The organism is Croceibacterium atlanticum (assembly GCF_001008165.2).
GTDB lineage: Bacteria > Pseudomonadota > Alphaproteobacteria > Sphingomonadales > Sphingomonadaceae > Croceibacterium_C > Croceibacterium_C atlanticum.
The window spans coordinates 2,469,643-2,490,360 of sequence record NZ_CP011452.2 but is presented as its reverse complement, the minus strand read 5'-3'; the positions used below and the strand labels follow the sequence as shown (position 1 = coordinate 2,490,360).

General features: G+C 62.4%; 22 protein-coding genes and 2 tRNA genes. 9 read left to right on the top strand and 15 right to left on the bottom strand.

From position 1 onward, the window contains the following. Positions 1 to 2 precede the first annotated feature (2 nt). The 10 genes from WYH_RS11795 to pepN all read right to left on the bottom strand — a co-directional run bounded on the left by WYH_RS11795 (position 3) and on the right by pepN (position 10,734). Positions 3 to 875, bottom strand: coding sequence for an MbnP family copper-binding protein (locus WYH_RS11795; protein WP_053833559.1), 873 nt, complete (start codon positions 873 to 875; stop codon positions 3 to 5). A gap of 243 nt (positions 876 to 1,118) precedes the next feature. Continuing rightward, positions 1,119 to 1,192: transfer RNA gene (locus tag WYH_RS11790), tRNA-Gly, on the bottom strand. A gap of 37 nt (positions 1,193 to 1,229) precedes the next feature. After that, complete coding sequence (locus tag WYH_RS11785) at positions 1,230 to 1,880, bottom strand: OmpA family protein (protein ID WP_053833558.1); 651 nt, start codon at positions 1,878 to 1,880, stop codon at positions 1,230 to 1,232. 10 nt (positions 1,881 to 1,890) lie between these two features. Next, positions 1,891 to 3,747, bottom strand: coding sequence for a cation:proton antiporter (locus WYH_RS11780; protein WP_046903986.1), 1,857 nt, complete (start codon positions 3,745 to 3,747; stop codon positions 1,891 to 1,893). A gap of 79 nt (positions 3,748 to 3,826) precedes the next feature. After that, complete coding sequence (locus WYH_RS11775) at positions 3,827 to 4,363, bottom strand: adenine phosphoribosyltransferase (protein ID WP_046905124.1); 537 nt, start codon at positions 4,361 to 4,363, stop codon at positions 3,827 to 3,829. A gap of 40 nt (positions 4,364 to 4,403) precedes the next feature. Then, positions 4,404 to 5,255: a cytochrome c1 gene (locus WYH_RS11770; protein ID WP_046903985.1), complete on the bottom strand. Its 852-nt coding sequence runs from the start codon at positions 5,253 to 5,255 to the stop codon at positions 4,404 to 4,406. A 29-nt stretch (positions 5,256 to 5,284) separates the two neighbouring features. After that, positions 5,285 to 6,574 (bottom strand): cytochrome b, encoded by a 1,290-nt coding sequence (locus WYH_RS11765; protein ID WP_046903984.1) that lies wholly within the window; start codon positions 6,572 to 6,574, stop codon positions 5,285 to 5,287. Between the two features lie 16 nt (positions 6,575 to 6,590). Continuing rightward, a complete protein-coding gene (gene petA / locus WYH_RS11760; RefSeq protein ID WP_179945410.1) occupies positions 6,591 to 7,160 on the bottom strand; it encodes a ubiquinol-cytochrome c reductase iron-sulfur subunit in 570 nt (189 codons plus the stop codon). A 168-nt stretch (positions 7,161 to 7,328) separates the two neighbouring features. After that, positions 7,329 to 8,108 carry a peptidoglycan editing factor PgeF gene (gene pgeF / locus WYH_RS11755; protein ID WP_046903983.1) on the bottom strand — a complete coding sequence of 260 codons (780 nt, stop codon included), beginning with the start codon at positions 8,106 to 8,108 and terminating at the stop codon, positions 7,329 to 7,331. Continuing rightward, positions 8,080 to 10,734, bottom strand: coding sequence for an aminopeptidase N (pepN, locus tag WYH_RS11750; protein WP_046903982.1), 2,655 nt, complete (start codon positions 10,732 to 10,734; stop codon positions 8,080 to 8,082). The genes pgeF and pepN overlap by 29 nt, the downstream gene beginning before the upstream one ends. Before the next feature lie 55 nt (positions 10,735 to 10,789). Here pepN and WYH_RS11745 point away from each other — a divergent pair, with 55 nt between their 5' ends. Continuing rightward, entirely contained in the window at positions 10,790 to 11,563 is a 774-nt protein-coding gene (locus WYH_RS11745) for a Rossmann-fold NAD(P)-binding domain-containing protein (protein ID WP_046903981.1), read from the top strand. Here the strand turns inward: WYH_RS11745 and WYH_RS11740 are convergent. Together WYH_RS11740 and WYH_RS11735 are read right to left on the bottom strand one after the other, a co-directional pair. Continuing rightward, complete coding sequence (locus WYH_RS11740; RefSeq protein ID WP_046903980.1) at positions 11,527 to 12,486, bottom strand: DMT family transporter; 960 nt, start codon at positions 12,484 to 12,486, stop codon at positions 11,527 to 11,529. The genes WYH_RS11745 and WYH_RS11740 overlap by 37 nt on opposite strands. Beyond that, positions 12,483 to 13,478 carry a threonine aldolase family protein gene (locus WYH_RS11735; RefSeq protein WP_046903979.1) on the bottom strand — a complete coding sequence of 332 codons (996 nt, stop codon included), beginning with the start codon at positions 13,476 to 13,478 and terminating at the stop codon, positions 12,483 to 12,485. Before WYH_RS11735 ends, WYH_RS11740 begins: the two co-directional genes overlap by 4 nt. A gap of 51 nt (positions 13,479 to 13,529) precedes the next feature. Here WYH_RS11735 and WYH_RS11730 point away from each other — a divergent pair, with 51 nt between their 5' ends. Then, on the top strand, positions 13,530 to 13,835 hold the full coding sequence (locus WYH_RS11730) for a GNAT family N-acetyltransferase (RefSeq protein WP_046905122.1): 306 nt from the start codon (positions 13,530 to 13,532) through the stop codon (positions 13,833 to 13,835). 186 nt (positions 13,836 to 14,021) lie between these two features. Beyond that, entirely contained in the window at positions 14,022 to 14,456 is a 435-nt protein-coding gene (locus WYH_RS11725) for a PRC-barrel domain-containing protein (protein ID WP_082347964.1), read from the top strand. Between the two features lie 84 nt (positions 14,457 to 14,540). On the opposite strand, the gene WYH_RS11720 is transcribed toward WYH_RS11725, so the two are convergent. The 3 genes from WYH_RS11720 to WYH_RS11710 form a co-directional block, all read right to left on the bottom strand. Then, positions 14,541 to 16,067 carry a PH domain-containing protein gene (locus WYH_RS11720; RefSeq protein WP_156320134.1) on the bottom strand — a complete coding sequence of 509 codons (1,527 nt, stop codon included), beginning with the start codon at positions 16,065 to 16,067 and terminating at the stop codon, positions 14,541 to 14,543. Then, positions 16,064 to 16,543, bottom strand: a complete 480-nt coding sequence (locus WYH_RS11715) for a PH domain-containing protein (protein ID WP_053833556.1) — start codon at positions 16,541 to 16,543, stop codon at positions 16,064 to 16,066. Before WYH_RS11715 ends, WYH_RS11720 begins: the two co-directional genes overlap by 4 nt. An 85-nt stretch (positions 16,544 to 16,628) precedes the next feature. Continuing rightward, a tRNA-Thr gene (locus WYH_RS11710) sits at positions 16,629 to 16,703 on the bottom strand. A gap of 124 nt (positions 16,704 to 16,827) precedes the next feature. On the opposite strand from WYH_RS11710, the gene WYH_RS17005 reads away from it, so the two are divergent. The 6 genes from WYH_RS17005 to WYH_RS11680 are packed head-to-tail and all read left to right on the top strand — an operon-like array spanning position 16,828 to position 20,667. Beyond that, entirely contained in the window at positions 16,828 to 16,977 is a 150-nt protein-coding gene (locus tag WYH_RS17005; RefSeq protein ID WP_169780766.1) for a hypothetical protein, read from the top strand. Between the two features lie 40 nt (positions 16,978 to 17,017). Next, positions 17,018 to 17,704 (top strand): 2,3-diphosphoglycerate-dependent phosphoglycerate mutase, encoded by a 687-nt coding sequence (gpmA, locus tag WYH_RS11700; protein ID WP_046903978.1) that lies wholly within the window; start codon positions 17,018 to 17,020, stop codon positions 17,702 to 17,704. 2 nt (positions 17,705 to 17,706) lie between these two features. After that, on the top strand, positions 17,707 to 18,192 hold the full coding sequence (purE, locus tag WYH_RS11695; protein ID WP_046903977.1) for a 5-(carboxyamino)imidazole ribonucleotide mutase: 486 nt from the start codon (positions 17,707 to 17,709) through the stop codon (positions 18,190 to 18,192). Between the two features lie 11 nt (positions 18,193 to 18,203). Then, positions 18,204 to 19,256: a 5-(carboxyamino)imidazole ribonucleotide synthase gene (locus WYH_RS11690; protein ID WP_046903976.1), complete on the top strand. Its 1,053-nt coding sequence runs from the start codon at positions 18,204 to 18,206 to the stop codon at positions 19,254 to 19,256. Further along, positions 19,256 to 19,744, top strand: coding sequence for a dihydrofolate reductase (locus tag WYH_RS11685; RefSeq protein ID WP_046903975.1), 489 nt, complete (start codon positions 19,256 to 19,258; stop codon positions 19,742 to 19,744). Before WYH_RS11690 ends, WYH_RS11685 begins: the two co-directional genes overlap by 1 nt. Further along, a complete protein-coding gene (locus tag WYH_RS11680) occupies positions 19,741 to 20,667 on the top strand; it encodes a bifunctional riboflavin kinase/FAD synthetase (protein ID WP_156320133.1) in 927 nt (308 codons plus the stop codon). The genes WYH_RS11685 and WYH_RS11680 overlap by 4 nt, the downstream gene beginning before the upstream one ends. The last annotated feature ends 51 nt before the right edge of the window (positions 20,668 to 20,718 follow it).

Sequence of the window (20,718 nt, the reverse complement as noted above, 5' to 3'; positions counted from 1 at the left end):
GCCTATTCAGCCCTCAGGAATACCTGTTCCCAACCCGGATGGCCCCCGAATGGGAGGCCCAGCGCACGATAGACACCGGCGCAATCGCTATCGGCGGGATCGCCCATGCAGCCCGGCGCCGTGTCCGGCTCGTTAAACTGGAGATTGCTGTATTGCAGCAGCCTGGCGAGATCGGCGACCACCACATTGCTGGCCGGATCGAAATCATCGAACCGGACTTTGACGCGGTTCGGCCTCTGGCATGGTTCGGCGGGCCTTTCCGTAGGGGCGGGCCCTTCGCAGCCCGTGCTGCCCACATGCATGGCATAGCCTGACGCATTGGCGTGCATCGCGTGGCCATGGCCCGTGGGCTTTCCTTGCAGATCGACCTTCAGGAATCGATATCCGGTCCGCCAGACCCAGAACATCGCCGTGTAGTTCAGCGGAGCGGGTGCGAGGGAGGGATCGTTGTGATTGAGATCGAAAGGTATGCCGATCTCCAGTTCGATCCCGCGATAATCGCCGTCAGGAACCGTGCCCACGACGCGGGCATTGGTTCCGGCATTACCGCTGAGGCACGGGCCCTGCCCGTCTTCCAGATCGATCATGGCGACATTTGAATATTGCCAGATGCCATCCTGATCGAGAGCGAGCGGCACGGCGGCCCCATCCCCGTCGATCAACGCCACGGAAGAGACATAGAAGCGGAAATCGGCAGGTGTCGCCGTGGATGCAGGCGTTCCCAGACCGGCATAGCTCTGCCCGCAGGCGAAAACCTCATCGCCGACCTTGCCAGAAAAATTTATGGCCACGCGCTGGCGCGGCTCCTCCTGCCCAGAAGCGGGTGCCGCCACAATGGCCGTCAGCAGGCCCAGACCCGCCAGGAATCGTCTCATGCTTGGCTCCATCGACAGCAGGCAAAGAAGAAGGGGCAAGCTATCGTCCGGCAATCGCGGCGCAAAGAGCCGCACCGGCCGGGCTGGAGACGGAATCGAATACCGGAGGCCGAACAGGCGAAAGGAACCGTCAAACCCCGCGCGCCAGAGCGCAGTGCGCGGGCAAATTTATCCCGGAACTGCACTTTTCCGCCGGATTCCGGCGATTTCCAAGGGCTTCCGATTTTCAAGAATGGGGAAGGCTGGAGCGGGTAGCGGGAATCGAACCCGCATAACCAGCTTGGAAGGCTGGGGCTTTACCACTAAGCTATACCCGCTCGGGCCCGGCCAATTGCCACTGCTGACGGCTATCCGTCAAGCACCCTCGGACCTGCCACCCTCTTTCGCTGCTTCAGGCCCGGCTTCTTCTTCAGCGGGCGGTGCTTCCGGATTGGTGCCGGCCGGGCCGATCCAGATGTCCACGCGGCGGTTACGCGCGCGGCCGGCTTCGTCCGGCGTGCCGTCCAGCTTCGCATTCGGTGCCACCGGGCGCTGTTCGCCCAAGGCAATGATTTCAATCCTTTCATGGCCTACGCCATTGTCCACCAGCCAGGCAGCCACGGTTTCCGCCCGCTTTTCCGATGCGATGAGATTTCCGCTATCCGTTCCTTCGGAATCGGTGTGGCCGCGCAGCACGATGGGCCAGCCTTCAGCCAGGGCATCGGATTCCATCACCCGGGCCAGCACCCGCCGGGCGTCTTCATTCAGCTCATATCCCCCCTGGGGGAAGGGCACCGTTTCCTCGACAGGGGCGGGCGGCAGATCCAGCACCGGAGTAGGCGTGACATCGGGGCGGATAATGGAAGCGGCAGGGGTTTCGCTGGCCGTTGCCTCGGGTTCCGGCGTCGCGGTTGCGGCGGGTTCCGGTTGCGGCTGTGCCTCGCCGTCATCCTTAATCTTGCATCCCGAAAGCGCCAGCAGCGCGGCAGCGGCCAGCACGGCGGTTCTTCGCGGATCGAGTTTCATCGTCTCTCCTTTACGTGGCCGCGGATCTGGACGCAGCAGAGGTCTTGGCCGCCTTCCTGGCGGCGGCCTCCTCCGGCGTCTTCCGGCGCGGCGGCGAATAGCTCACGATCGTATCGCCCGCCTGGGGTTCGGGTGCACTGGCGTGAGTGAAGAAACGCATTTTCCCGTCAGGCTTCAGCAAAAGCAGCATATTGGCCGCTTCGGGCAGCGTTTCCCTGGCGTCTTCAACATTGAAACGGTCAGACAATTTGGTGCGGCGGAACACCCAGCCTTCCATCTGCCGCTTGTGCAGATCCGCCACGCCGAGACCGGATGAAAACAGCGCACGCCCCTTGAGCGAGGAGGGCAGCTTGCGGTGATCGCCATCATCTTCCGCTTCCCCGATCTGATAGACCGAATCGGTTCCGATATCATGGGCGAATTCCGAACAGACGAGCGCGTTATAGGCTTCGTTGTCCGTGGCAGCGACCAGGACCTGGAAATGGCCCAGGTCGATATTATGCTCCGTCGCCTCGTTCAGGATCTCCCCGTGATAGGTCGGTATGCCTGATGCGCGCGCGGGCTGAAGCCGCCCCCAGCTGGAATCGACCAGCAGGACCGGGGTGCCCAGATCATGCATCTGCTTGGCAAGCGCGATGGCCCATGGCGTCGCCCCCACGATAAGCAGGCCTGGCCTTTCAACCCCCGTTACGTTCAGCAGCCGCGCCACGATGTTGGCGGTGAAACCATGTGCGACGATCGTGGCGACCACGACTGCGAAGCTCAGCCCGATCAGGATTGAACCGTCGGCATAGCCGAGTTCGTTGAGGCGCAGGGCGAACAGGCCGGAAATCGCGACCAGCACGATGCCGCGCGGCGCGATCCAGGCGAGGAACAAGCGCTCGTTCCACGGAATATCGCTGAACAGCAGGCTGAGCAGGATCGTGGCCGGGCGCACCAGGAACAGCACGGCAAGCAGGAACAGGCCGAAGCGCCATTCGAATGTGCGCAATTGTTCAAAATCGAGGCTGGCCGAAAGAAGCACGAAAATGCCCGATACGAGCAGCACGGCGATATTCTGCTTGAAAGGATGAATGCTTCGCAGGCTGGTAACATTCATATTGGCAAGGGCCACGCCCATGACTGTCACAGCAAGCAGGCCGGCCTCATGCTCCACCATATTGCAGAGCACGAACACGCCGACCACGGCGACAAGCAGGACGGGGACTTTCAGATATTCCGGCACCAGACCGCGCGGGAAGGACCAGGCAATGATCCATGCCGCAGCATAGCCGATCAGGCCGGACAGTGCCGCCGCGATGATCATCGGGGGCACCACTTCGAACACGGTCGCACCATCGGCTGAAAGCCGAAAATATTCGTAGGCAATGACGGCGCAAAGTGCCCCGAACGGGTCGTTGACGATCGCTTCCCACTTCAACATTGCGGCAGGTCGCTGCTTCACATTGGACTGGCGCAGCAACGGCAGGACCACAGTCGGGCCCGTTACGACAAGGATGCCGGCGAAGAGAATCGCAACCGGCCAGACCAGGCCGGCGACATAATAAGCGGCTAGCGAGCCGAACAGCCAGGCGAGCGGGACACCCAGCAGCACAAGCCTAGACACGGCGCGGCCATATTTCTTGAGCTCACGGAAATCGAGACTGAGGCCGCCTTCGAACAGGATCAGGGCAACGCCGATCGATATCATCGGCTCCAGCATGGAACCAAAGGCTTCGTCCGGGTTGATTACGTGAAAAATCGGCCCGGCGAGGAAGCCGGCCGCAAGCATGAGCACGATGGCTGGCCAGCCTGTACGCCACGCCACCCATTGGGCTCCGATGCCCAGGACGCCCACCAGGGCAATTACGAGAGCCTGTTCTTCCATTCGATGAAAAATGACCGTCGCACGAAGTCGGTCCGATTAGCAAATCACCGGCGCAAAAATGCGTTCCGAAACTTTGCGATCAATGCCCCGCAAACTGCATCAGGGCAGATACTTCGATGCCGTTTTCCCGCAGCAGATTGCCGCCGCCAAGTTCGGGCAGGTCGATAACAAAGAGCGCATGATCGACCACGGCCCCTGCCTGACGTAACAGGGCAGCCCCTGCCTTGGCTGTCCCGCCAGTCGCCAGAAGATCGTCCACCAGAAGAACGCGGCCACCTTCGTCTACCGCGCCGGGATCGAGTTCGATGCGCGCCTTACCATATTCGAGATCATAATCGATCCCGATCGAAGGCACGGGCAGCTTTCCCGCCTTGCGCAACGGGATGAAGCCCAAGCCCATCCGGGCAGCGATGGCTGCACCGAAGATAAAGCCGCGTGCTTCGATACCGGCAATGGCCGCCACATCGGCCTTGCTTGCATAGGCCACGAGGTGATCCATCGTCGCGGCAAGCCCTTGGCCATGGGCGATGAGCGTGGTGATATCGCGAAACTGAATTCCGCGGGCCGGAAAGTCCGGCACCGTGCGGACCAGTGCCTTGAGGTCTTCAGGGGACATCATGCCTCCCCGAAAACCCCGAAACTGGCACCGGTTACAATCAAGCCTTCTTCTTGGGCTTCACGGCCGACCATACTTGCTTCTTGGCAAGATAGGCCAGGATCGTAGCGAAGAGCAGGAAGCCAAGCACGGCCCAACCCGTCTGGTGACGCTTTTCGAGCGTAGGCTCGGCAGTCCAGATCAGGAAGGCGGATACGTCTTCCGACATCTGGTCAATCGTCGGCTCGGTACCGTCGGCATAGGTGACCTGGCCATCCGTGGTCAGAGGCGGCGGCATACCGATGTTGAGCGCCGGGAAGTACGGGTTGTAATAGGTGCCAACCGGCGATTTCGCATCGGGGAAGCGTTCCAGCAGTTCTGCCGGCTGTTCCTCGTAACCCACCAACAGCGAGTGGACATAGGCACCGCCATCGTGGCGCGCCTTGGTGATCAGCGAAAGATCCGGCGGGATCTTGCCACCATTGGCGGCCGAAGCGGCCACGTCATTGGCGTAGGGCGACGGGAAATAATCCGTCGGCGATCCCGGCTGCGTTGTCGCTTCGCCAGTGTTCGGATCGACGGCGGGAACCGACCAGGTCGCAGCCTCAGCCTTGACCTGCGCTTCGGTGTAGCCAAGCTGGCCGAGGTCGCGGAAGGCGACATGGCGCAGAGAATGGCAGGCCGCGCACACTTCCTTATAGACCTGATAACCGCGCTGGAGCTGCTGACGATCGAAGGTGCCGAAAGGCCCGTCGCTCGAGAATTCAACCTCCATCGGGTGTTCGTAATAGACGGTCTCGGCCGTTTCGGCCCCAAGGCCTTCGGTTGCAGCCGTATAGGCGCCGGTCACGAAGGCCAGCAACACCACAAGGCTGAAGCCAAGGCCAACAACGATACCAATCAGACGGGTCATTGCGTCGTCTTTCCCTTAATCCCGTGCGCTCAGGAGGCCGCAGCCGGCTTGTCGCCCAGCACTGCCTGCTCATCGGAGCCCAAAACCGATTCGGTGATCGAGAAGGGCAGCGGCTTCGGTTTCTCTACCATCGATACGATCGGCAGAATCACCAGGAAGTGCAGGAAGTAGTAGGCAGTCGCGATCTGGCTGAACATCACATAGGGCTCTTCAGCCGGCGCACCGCCAAGCCAGAACAGCACGAGCATATCGACGACCAGAACCACGAAGAACCACTTGAACAGCGGGCGATAATGGCCGGACCGCACCGGCGACTTGTCGAGCCAGGGCAAGAAGAACCAGCACAGGATCGCGCTGAACATGGCGAGCACGCCCCACAGCTTTGCCGGGAGGATGAAGTCCGCGGTGAAAGCACGCAGGATCGCGTAGAACGGCCAGAAATACCATTCCGGAACGATATGCGCAGGCGTGGAGAGCGGGTTCGCCGGAATGTAGTTGTCCGGATGGCCAAGATAGTTCGGCGCGAAGAACACGAAGGCGAAATAGATGATCAGGAACACGCCCAGCCCGAAGCCGTCCTTCGCCGTGTAATACGGGTGGAACGGCACCGTGTCGCTTTCGCTCTTCACTTCAACGCCGGTGGGATTCGACGATCCGGGGATATGCAGCGCCCAGATATGCAGGATCACAACACCGGCAATCACGAACGGCAGCAGGAAGTGCAGCGAGAAGAAGCGGTTAAGCGCGGCATTATCCGGCGCAAACCCGCCCAGCAGCCACACTTGCAGCGGTTCGCCAACGCCCGGGATCGCCCCGAACAGGCCGGTGATCACCTTGGCGCCCCAGAAGCTCATCTGCCCCCAGGGAAGCACGTAACCCATGAAGGCAGTGGCCATCATCAACAGGAAGATGACAACGCCGAGCAGCCAGATCATTTCGCGCGGCGCCTTGTAGGAGCCGTAGAACAGGCCACGGAAGATGTGGATGTAAACGACCACGAAGAACGCACTGGCGCCGTTGGCATGCGCATAACGCATCAACCAGCCCCAGTTCACATCGCGCATCGTGTGTTCGATGGAATCGAAGGCGACCTGCGTGTTGGCCGCATAATGCATGGCCATGATCACGCCGGTGACGATCTGCAGCACGAGGCAGAAACCGGCGAGAACGCCAAAATTCCAGAAATAGGAAAGGTTGCGCGGCACCGGATAGCCAGCGCCGATCGCATTATAGACGAAGCGCGGCAGTGGCAGCTTGTCGTCGATCCAGCGCATCACGGGCGCCTTGGGTTCGTAATGCTTGGCCCAGGGGAAGCTCATGGTCGGTTCTCTTGCCTCAGCCGATCAGGATGGTCGTGTCGGAGGTGAACTCATAGTCCGGAACCTCCAGGTTGGTCGGCGCGGGGCCTTTGCGGATGCGCGCCGCGGTATCATAGTGCGAACCGTGACAGGGGCAGAAATAACCGCCGAATTCGCCGCGCGGTTCACCTTCTGCAGCACCCAGGGGAACGCAGCCCAGATGGGTGCAGACACCCATCGTCACGAGCCAGTTCTGGCGCCCTTCCAGTGTCCGCTCTTCCAGCGATTGCGGATCGCGAAGGCTGGACAGCGGAACCGCATTCGCCTCGTCAATTTCGCGCTGCGTCAGATTGCGCACGAAAACGGGCTGTTTGCGGAACACCGCCTTGATTGCCTGTCCCGGCTCGATCGCAGAGATATCCAGTTCAGTCGTGGATTCGGCCAGCACGTCCTTGGACGGCGCCATCTGGCTGATCAGCGGGACCAGGGTTGCAACCCCGCCCACGCCAGCCGCCGCGACCGCAGCAATATTAATGAAATCGCGCCGACGCACACCTTCTTCGGTGGCCAGCGTGTCCGTATCCGCACTGCCAGTGGTGGTTGCCATCGCCTTGCCTTGCCTGCCGGCCGCAAACGGACGATTCGTCCGCATCAGACCGAGGAATATTCGACCCGTCGCCCCCCGAAATTGCCCCCGAGGCGCGACTTGGCGCGGCTGATAGACGAGCAATCCCTCCATGCCAACAGGCTTTTGGCGGCTTTGTGACAGGAATCCTCAGGCGAGACCGATCAGGGAAATCTGCCGGCCGTAATTAGGTTCCCCATTATGGGTGGCCAATCGATAGGAAAAAAAACGTTCAGGATCGGCATAAGTATCCAGCCCGAGTGGGTCGATCCTGCCGACTCCAGCATCCGCCAGCCGCCGCGCGACATAGGCTTCGAGATCGAATTGCCAGCGCCCTTCCCGCCCCGGGATGAAGAAAATTTCGTCCCCTTCGCCGAATTTTTCACGAAAGGGCGCATCCACTTCATAGCTCGGCTGCGCAATGGCCGGCCCGATGGAAGCGGCGATATTTTCAGGCCGGGCGCCAAGCCTTTCCATTTCCGCGACTACCGCTTCGAGCACGCCGCCATGGGCCCCGCGCCACCCCGCATGGGCTGCCCCGATCACGCCGGCATCCGCATCGGCCAGCAATACGGGTGCGCAATCCGCGGTCAGAATACCCAGCAGCAGGCCCGGCGTGCGCGTCACCAGCGCATCGGCCCGCGGGCGATCCTCATGCTTCCAGGCCTTGTCCACCACGGCGACATCGGGCGAATGCACCTGATATGCGGTGAGGAAGCTCGCGCCGGGCAGCACGGCTTCTGCCGCGAGCCGGCGATTCTCCCGCACATTTTCGGTATCGTCATCCGCGCCGAAACCGGCATTCAGCCCCGAAACCGCGCCTGTCGACACGCCGCCCCGCCGGCCCAGAAAGCCATGCGGAACCGTTCCCAGCGCCGATGAACGGATAACTTCGACCGGGTCAGCCAAGGCTGCGGGATACCTGTTCATGCGTGTCGCGCGACAGATTCGGCGCTGCGGCGATCCGTTCCAGCTGAGCACGCATCAATTCCGCGCGCCCCGGTTCGATCCGGCGCCAGCGCCCGAGCGGCGGCACGAAACGCGCCGCGGTTTGCGGATTGATCGGATCGAGAGCGAGAATGAGATCGGCGATCATCCGATAACCTTCGCCATCGGCCGCATGGAACGCATGGGGATTCACAGCAAAGGCCATATAGAGTGAACGCACCCTGTTCGGATTGCGCAGGGTGAAGTCCGGATGATCGGCCAGCGCCTTCACATGTTGCAACGCATCAGGATGCAGCGACTGCGCCTGGATCGCGAACCATTTGTCGATCACCAGGGCATTGCCGCGATAGCGATCGTAGAAGTCCTTCAACCGTTCGGCACGCTGGGGCACTTCCAGCCCGGCCAGCGCCACGAGGGCGCTCTGCCGTTCGGTCATATTGGCGGCTGCATCATATTGCGCGGAAGCAAGCCTGGCGGCGCGATCCGCGTCGCCCGCCGCAAGATAGGCCAGGGCCTGACCCCGCACCTTGCGCGCGCCCCGTGCCGCTGCGTCCGAGCCGGCAGACACCGAACCGGCCCGATCATGCAGGGCCAGCAATTCGCTGCCCAGTTCCCCCGCGAGCCATGCCTTCAGCCCTTCACGCTCGCGATGGATCGCCGCCGGATCAGCCACAAGCATCTGTTCCGCCAGATAGGACTGGCTGGGCATGATCATCAATTCGCCGCGCATCAGATCGTCCAGCGCATCGTCCTGCAGGATCGCGGACAAGGCCTTGCGGATGGCGGCGCGGCCCGCCGAAATTCCGGCCTGATCGAGCGAGCCGGAAATCGCTTCGCGCAAATGGCCAACCACCAGATCCTGCATCGCCTCATAACGGGCGAAAGGATCGTCATCATTGGCGGCGAGGAACACCAGATCCTCGCTATCGATCCGGCGGTCGATGGAAACGGGGGCGGAGAAACCGCGATTGATGGACAGGATCGGTTTCCGAGCAAATCCGTCAAAGCTGAAGTTCGCTTCAGCCTCGGTCAGAACAACCAGCTTTTCCCCGTCATGGCGGCCGGTTTCGGGATCGAACAGGGCGATGCGCAGCGGGATCGGCATCGGCTTCTTTTCCGCCTGTCCGGGCGTTGCCGGCACCTGCTGCGAGAGATGTAACGTGGCTGTTTCGCCCGCATGATCGAGCCTGACGGACAGTTTCGGCGTGCCTGCCTGACTATACCAGAGGCGGAACTGGCCGAGATCCAGCCCGGCCCCTTCCTCGATCGAGGATACGAAATCCTCGCAGGTCGCCGCTTCGCCGTCATGCCGATCGAAATAGAGATCCGTGCCTTTGCGGAAGGCTTCCGGCCCGGCCATGGTCCGCATCATGCGGATGACCTCTGCCCCCTTGTTATAGACGGTCGCGGTGTAGAAGTTGGAAATTTCGCGATAGGAATCCGGCCGGATCGGATGTGCCAGCGGCCCGCTGTCTTCCGGGAACTGGACTGAACGCAAAATGCGCACATCCTCGATCCGCTTCACCGGCTCGCTGCCCATATCGGCGCTGAACAATTGATCGCGCAGGACGGTGAAGCCTTCTTTCAGCGAAAGCTGGAACCAATCGCGGCAGGTGATGCGATTGCCTGACCAATTGTGAAAATATTCGTGGCCGATCACGCCTTCGATCGCATCATAATCGCCATCGGTCGCGGTTTCGGTATCGGCCAGGACATATTTCGTATTGAAGATGTTGAGGCCCTTGTTCTCCATCGCGCCCATGTTGAAATCGCTGACGGCAACGATGTTGAACAGGTCGAGATCATATTCGCGGCCGAATGTCTCCTCGTCCCATTTCATGCTGTTTTTCAGCGATTCCATCGCGTGGCCGGTCCGTTCCAGATCGCCTTCCCGCACCCAGATGGCGAGATCGACCTTGCGGCCCGAACGGGTGGTGAAACTGTCGCGATTGGCGACCAGATCGCCCGCAACCAGCGCGAAGAGATAGGAAGGCTTGCGCCATGGATCGTGCCATTCCGCCCAGTGCCGGCCATTTCCCGCCTCGCCTTCGGCCACGCAATTGCCGTTGGAAAGCAGCACGGGAAACTGGTCCTTCGGCCCTTCCATCCGCACGCGATAGGTGGACAGCACGTCCGGCCTGTCAGGGAAGAAGGTGATCCGGCGGAATCCTTCAGCCTCGCACTGGGTGCAAAGCATCCCGTTGGAAGCATAGAGGCCCATGAGCTGGCTGTTGGCGGAAGGATCGATTTCGGTGATCACTTCCACCAGATGGCTATCCCCGCGCAGGGGCAGCATCAGGTCGGCATCGTCCATCGACCAGTCATTGATCGCTTCGCCATCCACCTTCACTTCGACCGGGGTCAGCCCATCGCCATTGAGGCGAATCATATCGTTCGGCACGGCGGCGGAATTGCGCTGCACGGTCAGTGCGGAGCGAATCCGTGTACGGTCGAGGCCAAGATCGAAATCCAGCGCGATTTCCGGCACCAGCCACGGGAACGGCGTGTAATCTTCCCGCCGAATCAGCGGCGGCGCTTTCGGTTCGGGCGCGGCATCGGCCATCTCGGGATTGCCATCGGGCGTTGCTTGCGTGTCGACTATATCCATGGGCCTGTCCTATAATCTTTTCTGCCCGCGTCCACGCTCCTAGTATGCGCGAGCGATGCATCTGTTCATATTCGGACTTGGATATTCCGGCGGCTTTATCAAGCAGGCTTTGGAAAGGCGCGGTTGGCGCGTGAGCGCGAGCGGCAGCGCGGGCGATCACGCCTTCGACGATGAAGATCGAATCCGCGCGACCCTTTCCAACGCCAGCCACGTGCTGTCCTCCGTCCCGCCCACGCAGGGGGAAGACCCGGTGCTTGCCCGGTATGGCGACGCGCTGAACCATGGCTGGCTGGGCTATCTTTCCTCCACCGGAGTTTATGGAGATGCTGGCGGCGCCTGGGTGGATGAAACCGCGCCGACCGGGCACGGACGCAGATCGGCGCGCAGCCAGTGCGATGCCGAATGGCTGGCCCGCGGGGCGCGGGTGTTCCGCCTGCCGGGCATTTACGGGCCGGGCCGCAGCGCTTTTGACCGGGTGCGCGACGGGCGGGCGAAGCGGATAGATCTTCCCGCGCAGGTTTTCAGCCGGGTGCATGTGCAGGACATCGCCACTGGGGTGGTTGCCGGGCTGGACGGGCCGCCGGGCGCCTACAATCTGGCGGACGATCTGCCCACCAGCCAGAACCTGGTGATAGAGGAGGCCTGCCGCCTGCTCGGCCTCGAACCGCCGCCCATGCTGTCATTGGAGGAAGCCGATCTTTCCCCCATGGCGCGCGGCTTTTATTCAGAGAACCGCCGCGTCGCGAATGGCAAGGCCAGGCGCGTTCTTGGCTGGCGGCCGCGTTTCCCCGATTATCGCAGCGGGCTGATGGAACTCTTGGCAGGATAGGGCGCGTGGCGCCCCCGCATGGCCACGACCAGCCCCAGCAGCGCCAATGCGCCGCCGGCCATGGCCAGCCATGACCAGCGATAGCCTTCAAACACGGTGGAAAGCGCCATCGCCACGATCGGCACCGCCACACCATTATAGGCCGCGCGGCCGGGGCCAAGATCGCGAATCAGCCCGAAATAGAGCGGGAAGGTGATCACCGAACCGACCAGGCCGAGATAGGCGACCCCACCCCAGTAACGCAGGCTGGACGGAAAGACGGGCGGTCCGGCGAAACTCCACGCGAAGGCGGCATCGGCCAGCGTTCCCCACAGCATGGCCCAGGCCAGCATCACCCGCAAAGGCCGTTTGCGCGCCGTTTCCGTCGCCTGCAGGATATTGGCGGTGGAAGCGGAAAAGATCCCCAGAACGGCAAACAGGATGCCAAGGCCGACCAGCCCGGTAACCGGCGCTTCGCGCGCTTCATGCAGCAGCAGCAGGGCAATGCCCGCCAGCGCGATCATCGTGCCGGCCATGAACCGGCGAGTGATCCGGTTTTCGAGGAAAATCAGGCCCAGAACCGCATTGGGCACGATCAGGAAGGCGAACAGCACCGCCACTATGCCCGAGGTCAGGTGGATTTCGGCACGATAGACGAAATTGAAATTCAGGAAGAACTGGGTGATGCCGATGGCGAAGGCTATCACATGGCCCGAAACAGTCATGCGGAAGCCCCGCCCGCCCATGGCCGCCAGGGCAAACATGCCGATGGTGGCGATGGCAAAACGGTATGTGACCGACCAGCTGGGCGGTGCGGCCATCAACTGGTCCTTGATGACGAACCAGGTCGAACCCCAGATCAGCGCCACCAGCACGAATGGCACGGCAATTTCCGGCCGCAACAATGCGTGCGGGCGTTTCGCCCCGATTAGCGCGCCATTCATAACGAAGCGATTGCGCGGGCCAGCGCCAGCGCATCCTCTTCCCTGGTATCCCAGGCGGCAACGAAACGGGCGGCATCCATGCCCCAGTCATAGAAGCCGAATCCCTGCGCGCGAAGAGCCTGCCTTTCGGCGGTGCTGCATTTCAGGAAAACTTCGTTGGCTTCCACCGGGTGCAGCAGCCTTTCCTTCGCCGCGCTGCCGATTTCCGCCGCGGCCGCATTGGCGGCTGCCGCATTGTGCAGCCAGAGATCACCGTCCAGCATGGCCAGCAATTGCGCCGCCATGAACCGGCCCTTGGATTGCAGATGGCCGGCGCGCTTGCGCCGGAAACGGGCCAGATCGGCCAGTTCCGGATCGAAGAAGACGATTGCTTCCGCGCTCATCCCGCCATTCTTCACGCAGCCGAAACTCAACGCATCGACCGGGCCTGCCACTTCCGCCGCAGGGCGCAACAGGAACGCCACTGCATTGGCGAAACGCGCGCCATCCATGTGGAAGCGCAGGCCCCGGCTGCTGATTTCCATGTCCAGCCGGGCCAGTTCCCCCGGCCGATAGCAGCAGCCATATTCGCTGGCCTGGGTGATGGAGACAGCGTGCGGCTGAACCTGGTGAACATCGTCGCGAATCGGATCGAGCGCAGCACGCAGCGTTTCCGGCGTGATCTTCGCATTGTCCCCATCGGCCAGGATCAGCTTGGCCCCATGCAGGAAGAAGCCGGGCGCGCCGCCTTCATCCATTTCGATGTGGGCTTCCCGGTGGCACAGGACCGCGCCATGCGGCTGGACCATCGTGGACAGGGCCAGGCAATTCGCCGCCGTGCCCGTGGCCACCCAGATGGCCGCCACTTCACGCCCGAACAGTGCGCTGAAGGCATCGTCCAGCTCGCGGCTCAGCCGATCCGTGTCATAAGGAGTGTCGGAATTGTCCGCATCGCGCATCGCGCGCCAGATATCGGGATGTACGGCGGCGGCATTGTCGGAAAGAAACTGCACCGGAACGCCATGGCTTGCCCGCGTGTTGGAGGCAAGAAGGAGATCGCCAGCATGGCCAGCAAAGTCGAAATTTCGCGAGAAGACGATGTCACCCATGGCGCCTATCGCGCCGATGTGCCGGGCACGGAGAAAAAGGCCGAACTGACATGGCGCGCCCGTGGCAAGGCGCGTATTGCCGAACACACTTTCGTTCCGCCCGAAGCGCGGGGCATGGGCATCGCCATGCAATTGGTGGAAGCGCTGGTGGAGGACGCACGGAAACAGGATTTCACCGTGGTCCCCCAATGCAGCTATGTGGAAATGGCGTTTCGCCGCAATCCCGACTGGGCGGACATAAGGGCTGAAATCGAAAGCTGAACCGGGCCGCAGCCGCGCCGAATTTCCGGAACATGGGCCGCCGCCATTCATTGAATCCGTGAGAGCCGATGAGGTTTGAAACGCGGCCGGAAACGCCCCTTGTCCCAGAGGGTTCGTTTCCCGCCGGCCCAGCATCCATCCCGGACTGCGCCATCATCGGCCACAGCCACGAAAGGAGATGGGACCATGAATCAGGCTACACTCCGCAACGAACAGACTTACAGCGATGCCGAACTCGGCAAGAGGCGCGAATATGATCGCAGCCGCCCCCTGGAACGGGACGAGACGAGCAATCTCATCAGTTCCGACAAGGTGGACGGAACCGCCGTCTATGCGACGGATGGCGAAAAGATCGGCCATGTCGATCACCTGATGATCGGCAAGCGCTCCGGCCGCGTGGAATATGCGGTGATGAGTTTCGGCGGCTTTCTGGGCATCGGTGAAAGCTATCATCCACTGCCCTGGGATGCGCTGGATTATGACACGGAACGCGGCGGCTATGTCGTGAATGTGGACAAGGATCAGCTGAAGGAAGCGCCGCAATACAAGGCCGGCAACCCGCCGACCTTCGATCGGACCTTCGGCGAGAATGTCTATACCTATTACGGCGTAATGTACTGATCGCGCCGCAGCGCTTGAGGCGAGAACGCATGAGGCCCAAAATGGCTAAGGAAGGCCCCGGCAAAAACGGGGCCTTTTCCTTTGTCAGCCCGGCAGGCGGGAAAAATCGACGCTGGCGATGCTGCCCAGCACCGCGCCGCGAATCGCCCGCGCATCCTCCACGCCAATGCCCCGCATGGCGAGACTGCCGCCGGCCAACCCGAATATCAGATCGGCATAGCCGCGGCGGATGGCCAGCGGCCCCTGCGCAATCTCCACCGATTGCAGCTTCACCCGCGATCCGATGTCGAGACGCGGGGCGAGCCATCCCCGCCTGATATATAGCTGCCCACCATCAATCGCGTGGCGATCATGCAGCCAGAGGAAATGCTGCCGGAAGGCCAGCGCGATACCGCCAAGGCCAGCGGCCAGCGCGGGCCAGTAATGCCCCGATCCTGCCAGCACGACCCCTGCCAGCATTAATGGCAGCACCGCCATCAGCGCCCGGTCGAAACGGTGTTTCGCGCTCGGCCGGCGCCATTCGATCTGCTGTGCGGGCAGAGTGAACCCGGTCGTTTCCACGACGGGCGCAATTTCTTCCATCCGGCCGAAGGGCACCACGACATGGCTGGAAGATTTGGCGTCCTGCGCCAGGCTGATCACGGACAGATCGTGCCAGCCGAACCGGCGGCGAAGCAGGCCGGTACCGATCTTGAGCGCCTGCACACGGTGCAGCGGCATCACCACATCGGTCCGCGTGAACAGCCCCCGGCGGCGGCGCAGGCCCTTGGGAGTTTCTTCCAGCCGGAAGCCCCAATCGCGCAAACCTGTGCGCACAATGCCTGTCGCCAGCCCGACCATCACCAGGGAGCCAATGGCGAAGATGACGGCCAGTGCCCGCGCGGCAATGCCGAACTGGGCCAGCCAGTGTTCCGACCCTGCAAGGAAGGAACCCCACGTATCGGGATCCCATACATCGAAAGGCAGCAGGAAATCGACCTGCTGGGCCAGACCGGCCAGAACCGCGAATACGACCAGCGAAAATTCAAACAGGCCGAATGTCAGCAGGCGCGGCAGGTCCATTTCAAACAGCAGCCGCCCCTGTTCCGCCTTCATTTGCGGCGCGGCGCCCGGTTCCGCCGATTCGGCCAGCGGGGTTGCGGCGCCTTCCTTTCGGGCCCGCACGGTTTCGCGCAGTGCTTCTCCCTGCTCCTCCGAGACATAGGCGATCGTCAGTTCATCCTTGCCGCCGGCGCCGGTTTCAAACTTCACCTGCACCATGCCGAAGAGACGCGGGACCAATGCCTGTTCCAGGCTCACATCCTGGATCCGTTCATACGGCACGGAACGCGCGGCGCGGCTCAACAGCCCCTTTTCCACGCTGATATCGTGATCCCCCAGCCGATAGCGGAAATGCCGCCAGGCCACCCAGCTGAAGAGGAAGTTGGCGGCCAGTATCGCCAGGACCAGGGGCCCGACCCAGACGGCATCCCCTTCCCACCCCCGCGCGCCGAACATGATCGCCACGATGGGAATGGCCGAATGGCGCAAGGCCATGATGCCGCTCACCACGAAGCCCAGCGCACTGGTGCGCCGCCATTCGCCCAGTTCCGGCGGGCCCGCTTCGGTCACAGGGATTCGCGGCGTACATGGGCGCGAATCATCTCGCGCATTTCCACCGCATCGCCTGCGGCAAGGCCCGGCAATGAAACGGAGGCATTGTGATTGCCCGCCGTATGCAGGACGAGCGTGGACAGGCCATAGAAGCGTTCCAGCGGGCCGCGATTCACATCGATATGCTGAACCCGGCTGAACGGAACCACCGTGTCCGACCGGAACAGCAGCCCGCGCACCACGCGCAAACGTTCTTCCCCCAATTGATATCCGCGCGCGTGATAACGGCGCAGCGGCACGCGAATCAGCAGGAAAGCCGCCAGCAGCAATACGGGTATCAGGAAGGAACCGATGGGCAGCAGGCCCGCGCTTTCCAACACGCCCGCACCAATGATGAAGGGCACCGTGGCCACAAGCCAGCCGATCCGCAGGACCTTCACATAATTGGGGTGCAGCGGAGTCAGTTCGTCATCGTCGTGCACGGTATCGTTCATGGGTGCACTACATGATCAATACACCTGCCGCGCGCAAGCGAATCCACGGGGTGGCCCGAAGGCCGGAATATGGGATTGGGAGAAATGGTGCTGCTGGGGAGGATTGAACTCCCGGCCTCACCCTTACCAAGGGTGCGCTCTACCACTGAGCTACAGCAGCACTGAAAACATTCTCCGCAATGCGAATGGGCACTGTCGGAGGGCAGGCGCGCGCTATTGGCATGACGGGCTGCGATGTCAAGCCAAGCTTGAGCCAAGGGCATATTGGCGGCAATGCATTTCGCATGAATGAAGATCGCAAGGAATTATCCCGGGAAGAGCGGCTGGCCGCGAAGCTGCGCGAGAATCTGCGCCGCCGCAAGGCGCAGGCCCGTTCGCGTCTGGATGACGGGCAAGGTCAGGACACCCTTCCCAAACCGGCAGAGGAAGGCTAACGCGCGGAGCTCCCGAGAGACCGCAGGAGCCAAACCTTCCGTGCCAAACCTGATCCTCGTCCGCCACGGCCAGAGCCAGTGGAACCTTGAAAACCGATTCACCGGCTGGTGGGATGTCGATCTGACAGAAAAAGGCGTGGAGGAAGCAATCGCCGCGGGCAAGCTGCTGGCGGAAAAGGAATTGCTGCCGACTCGCGCCTTCACTTCCCTGCAATTGCGCGCGATCAAGACGCTGCATCTGGCGCTGGAATCATGCGGCCGCCTGTGGATCCCGGAAACCAAGGACTGGCGCCTGAATGAAAGGCATTATGGCGGGCTGACCGGCCTGAACAAGGCCGAGACGGCGGAAAAGCATGGCGAAGAGCAAGTGCATATCTGGCGCCGCAGCTTCGACACGCCGCCGCCGCCGCTGGAACCGGGCAGCGAATTCGATCTGGCGTCCGATCCGCGTTATGCGGGCCTGGACGTGCCCGATACGGAAAGCCTGAAGCTGACCATCGAACGCGTCCTGCCTTATTGGGAAAGCGACATCCTGCCCGTGCTGGCCAGTGGCGAGACGGTGATGATCTCCGCCCATGGCAATTCGCTGCGCGCATTGGTGAAGCATCTGTCCAATATCTCCGATGAAGAGATTACCGGCCTGGAAATTCCCACCGGCCAGCCGATCGTCTATGATTTCGACGACAGGATGCAGCCGGGCGAACGCCATTATCTGAAGGATCGCTGAGCATGGGCGCACCCGTCGCCATCGTGATGGGCAGCCAGTCCGACTGGCCGACGATGAAACTAGCCGCCGACGTGCTGGACGAGCTCGGGCTCGCCCACGAAGCGCGCATCGTATCCGCCCATCGCACGCCTGAACGGATGGTGGAATTCGGAAAGGGCGCGGCCGATGAAGGCTTCAAGGTCATCATTGCCGGGGCTGGCGGCGCGGCGCATCTGCCGGGCATGCTGGCGGCATTGACCCATCTGCCGGTCCTGGGCGTTCCGGTGCAATCACGCGCGCTCTCCGGCCTCGACAGTCTGCTTTCCATCGTCCAGATGCCCGCCGGCGTCCCCACGGGCACGCTGGCCATCGGGGAAGCAGGGGCCACCAATGCCGGATTGCTGGCGGCGGCGATCCTGGCCCTGTCCGACGATGATCTGTCCGCCCGCCTGCAGGCATGGCGCGCCGCGCGCCGCGACGCCGTGGCTGAAACCCCCACAGATAATTGAGCCGGCCCGACGTGATCCCTTCAGGTTCGACAATCGGCATAATGGGCGGTGGCCAGCTTGGCCGGATGATCGCCATGGCCGCTGCGCAGCTTGGCTATCGCTGCCACATCTACGCGCCGGAAAAGCACAGCATCGCCGCGGAAGTCAGCGCCGGTTTCACCTGCGCCAGCTGGCTGGATCAGGCGGCCCTGTCCGAATTCGCGCAGAATTGCGCCGTCGTCACTTACGAATTCGAGAATGTGCCGGTCGCCCCGCTGGCCGCAATACCCGAAGACCGGATGGCCCCGGGCAAGCTGGCGCTGGAAATCGCGCAGGACCGGCTGAAGGAAAAGCAGTTCATCGCCGATCTCGGCGGCCGCCCCGCCCCCTATGCACGGGTGGATACGGAAGAGGGCCTGCGCGACGCGGTGGAGCAGGTCGGCATGCCCGGCATCCTGAAGACAAGGCGCGATGGCTATGACGGCAAGGGCCAGTGGCGCATCCACAGCCTTTCCGAAATGGACGGCGTGCGTGTACCGCAAGGCGGGCTGATCTATGAAGGCTTCGTCCGGTTCGAGGCGGAATTTTCCGTCATCCTCGTCCGCGCTCGGGACGGATCGGTGAAGTTCTGGGACAGCGCACAAAACATCCACAAGAACGGCATCCTGGCCGAATCCCGCCTACCCGCGCCGAAACTGGTGGGCGAACAGGTGGAAGAAGCGCGCGAACTGGCGCGGCAGGCGGCCGATGCGCTGAATTATGTCGGCGTTCTGGCGCTGGAATTCTTCGCCACGGCGGAAGGGCCGGTGTTCAACGAAATGGCGCCGCGGGTCCACAATTCCGGCCACTGGACCAGTGAAGGCGCGGTGACGAGCCAGTTCGAAAACCATGTCCGCGCGATTTGCGGCCTGCCGCTGGGCGATACATCCACCGTGTCGACACGGGTGGAAATGCGCAATCTGATCGGTGGCGAAGCGGCAGATATCGCGTCGCTGCTTGCGGATCCGCGTGCCCATTTGCACCTATATGGCAAGGCCGAAGCGCGGGAAGGCCGCAAGATGGGCCATGTGACGAAAGTGGGTTGATGACGCGCGAGGTGATTTTCGTTGTGGCACGGGCGATCGATGGAACGATCGCGCAGGATGGCGATGTGCCGTGGAAAATCCGCGAGGATCTGCAGCGTTTCAAACGGCTGACCATGGGCAAGCCGATGGTGATGGGCCGCAAGACATTCGACAGCCTGCCGAAATTGCTGCCCGGCCGCCGCCACATCGTGCTCACCCGGCAGGCGGGGTGGAGCGCGCAAGGCGCGGAAGTGGCGCATGATATGGATGCGGCGCTGGCCCTTGCGGGTGATGGCGATATCGCGGTGATCGGCGGGGCCGAGATTTTCGACATGTTCCTGCCACTGGCCACGCGGCTGGAAATCACCGAAATATTCGAAAACACCGATGGCGATGTGTTCATGGGCACGCCCGATCCGAAGAAGTGGCGCGAAATCTTCCGCGAGAAGCATTCGGCCGAAAATGGCGATCCGGCCTATGCCTTCGTGACTTTGGTGCCCGCCGCGTGATCCGGCTCGATCATCGCGAATTCGTGCCCCGCGAACTACGCGGCGCCGTGCTGGCACTCGGCAATTTTGACGGATTCCATCTCGGCCATCAGCGCGTCGTGGCGGAAGCGGTTGGCTGGGCCCATGCCGAAGGGCGCAAGGCGATTGTCTGCACTTTCGATCCGCATCCGGTGCGCCATTTCGCGCCGCATATCCCCCCCTTCCGGCTGACCACGCTGGACCAGCGGGAAGAACTGTTCCGCTCCGCCGGGGCAGATGCGATGCTGGTGTTCCATTTCGACGACGCGCTTGCCCGGCTTTCCGCCGAAGCCTTCGTCATCAAGATGCTGTCCGAAAAAATCGGCGCAGCGGGCGTGGTGACGGGGGAGGATTTCACCTTCGGCAAGGATCGCGGCGGCGATTTTGAATTGCTGGCATCGGTCGGCCGCCGCCACGGCATTGCCGCGCGCGCTGTCGGCCCGGTCCGTTCCGGCGGGATGACCGTTTCTTCCAGCCGCATCCGCGATGCGTTGAAGGCGGGCGATTGCGAAACCGCCGGAAGCCTGCTGACCCGCCCCTTCGCCATTCGCAGCACGGTTCAGCACGGGGACAAGCGCGGGCGCGATATCGGATATCCCACCGCCAATATGTGCATGGCCAGTTACCTGCGCCCCCGTTTCGGCATTTATGCCGTGACCGGGCGCATTCTGGATACCGGGCAGACGCTGAAAGGCGCGGCTAATGTCGGCATCCGCCCGCAATTTTCCCCGCCGCAGGAATTGCTGGAACCGCATTTCTTCGACTTCAAGGGCGATCTTTATGGCCGGGAGGTCGAAGTCGCCTTCCACCATTTCCTGCGCCCGGAAGCCAAGTTTGACAGTGTGGACGCCCTGATCGCGCAAATGGAACAGGACTGTATCCAGGCACGCAGAATGCTGGGCTGAATCGTCGCCGCGCACGAACGAAATTGCAGGAACCGCTCCCCACCGCTAAGG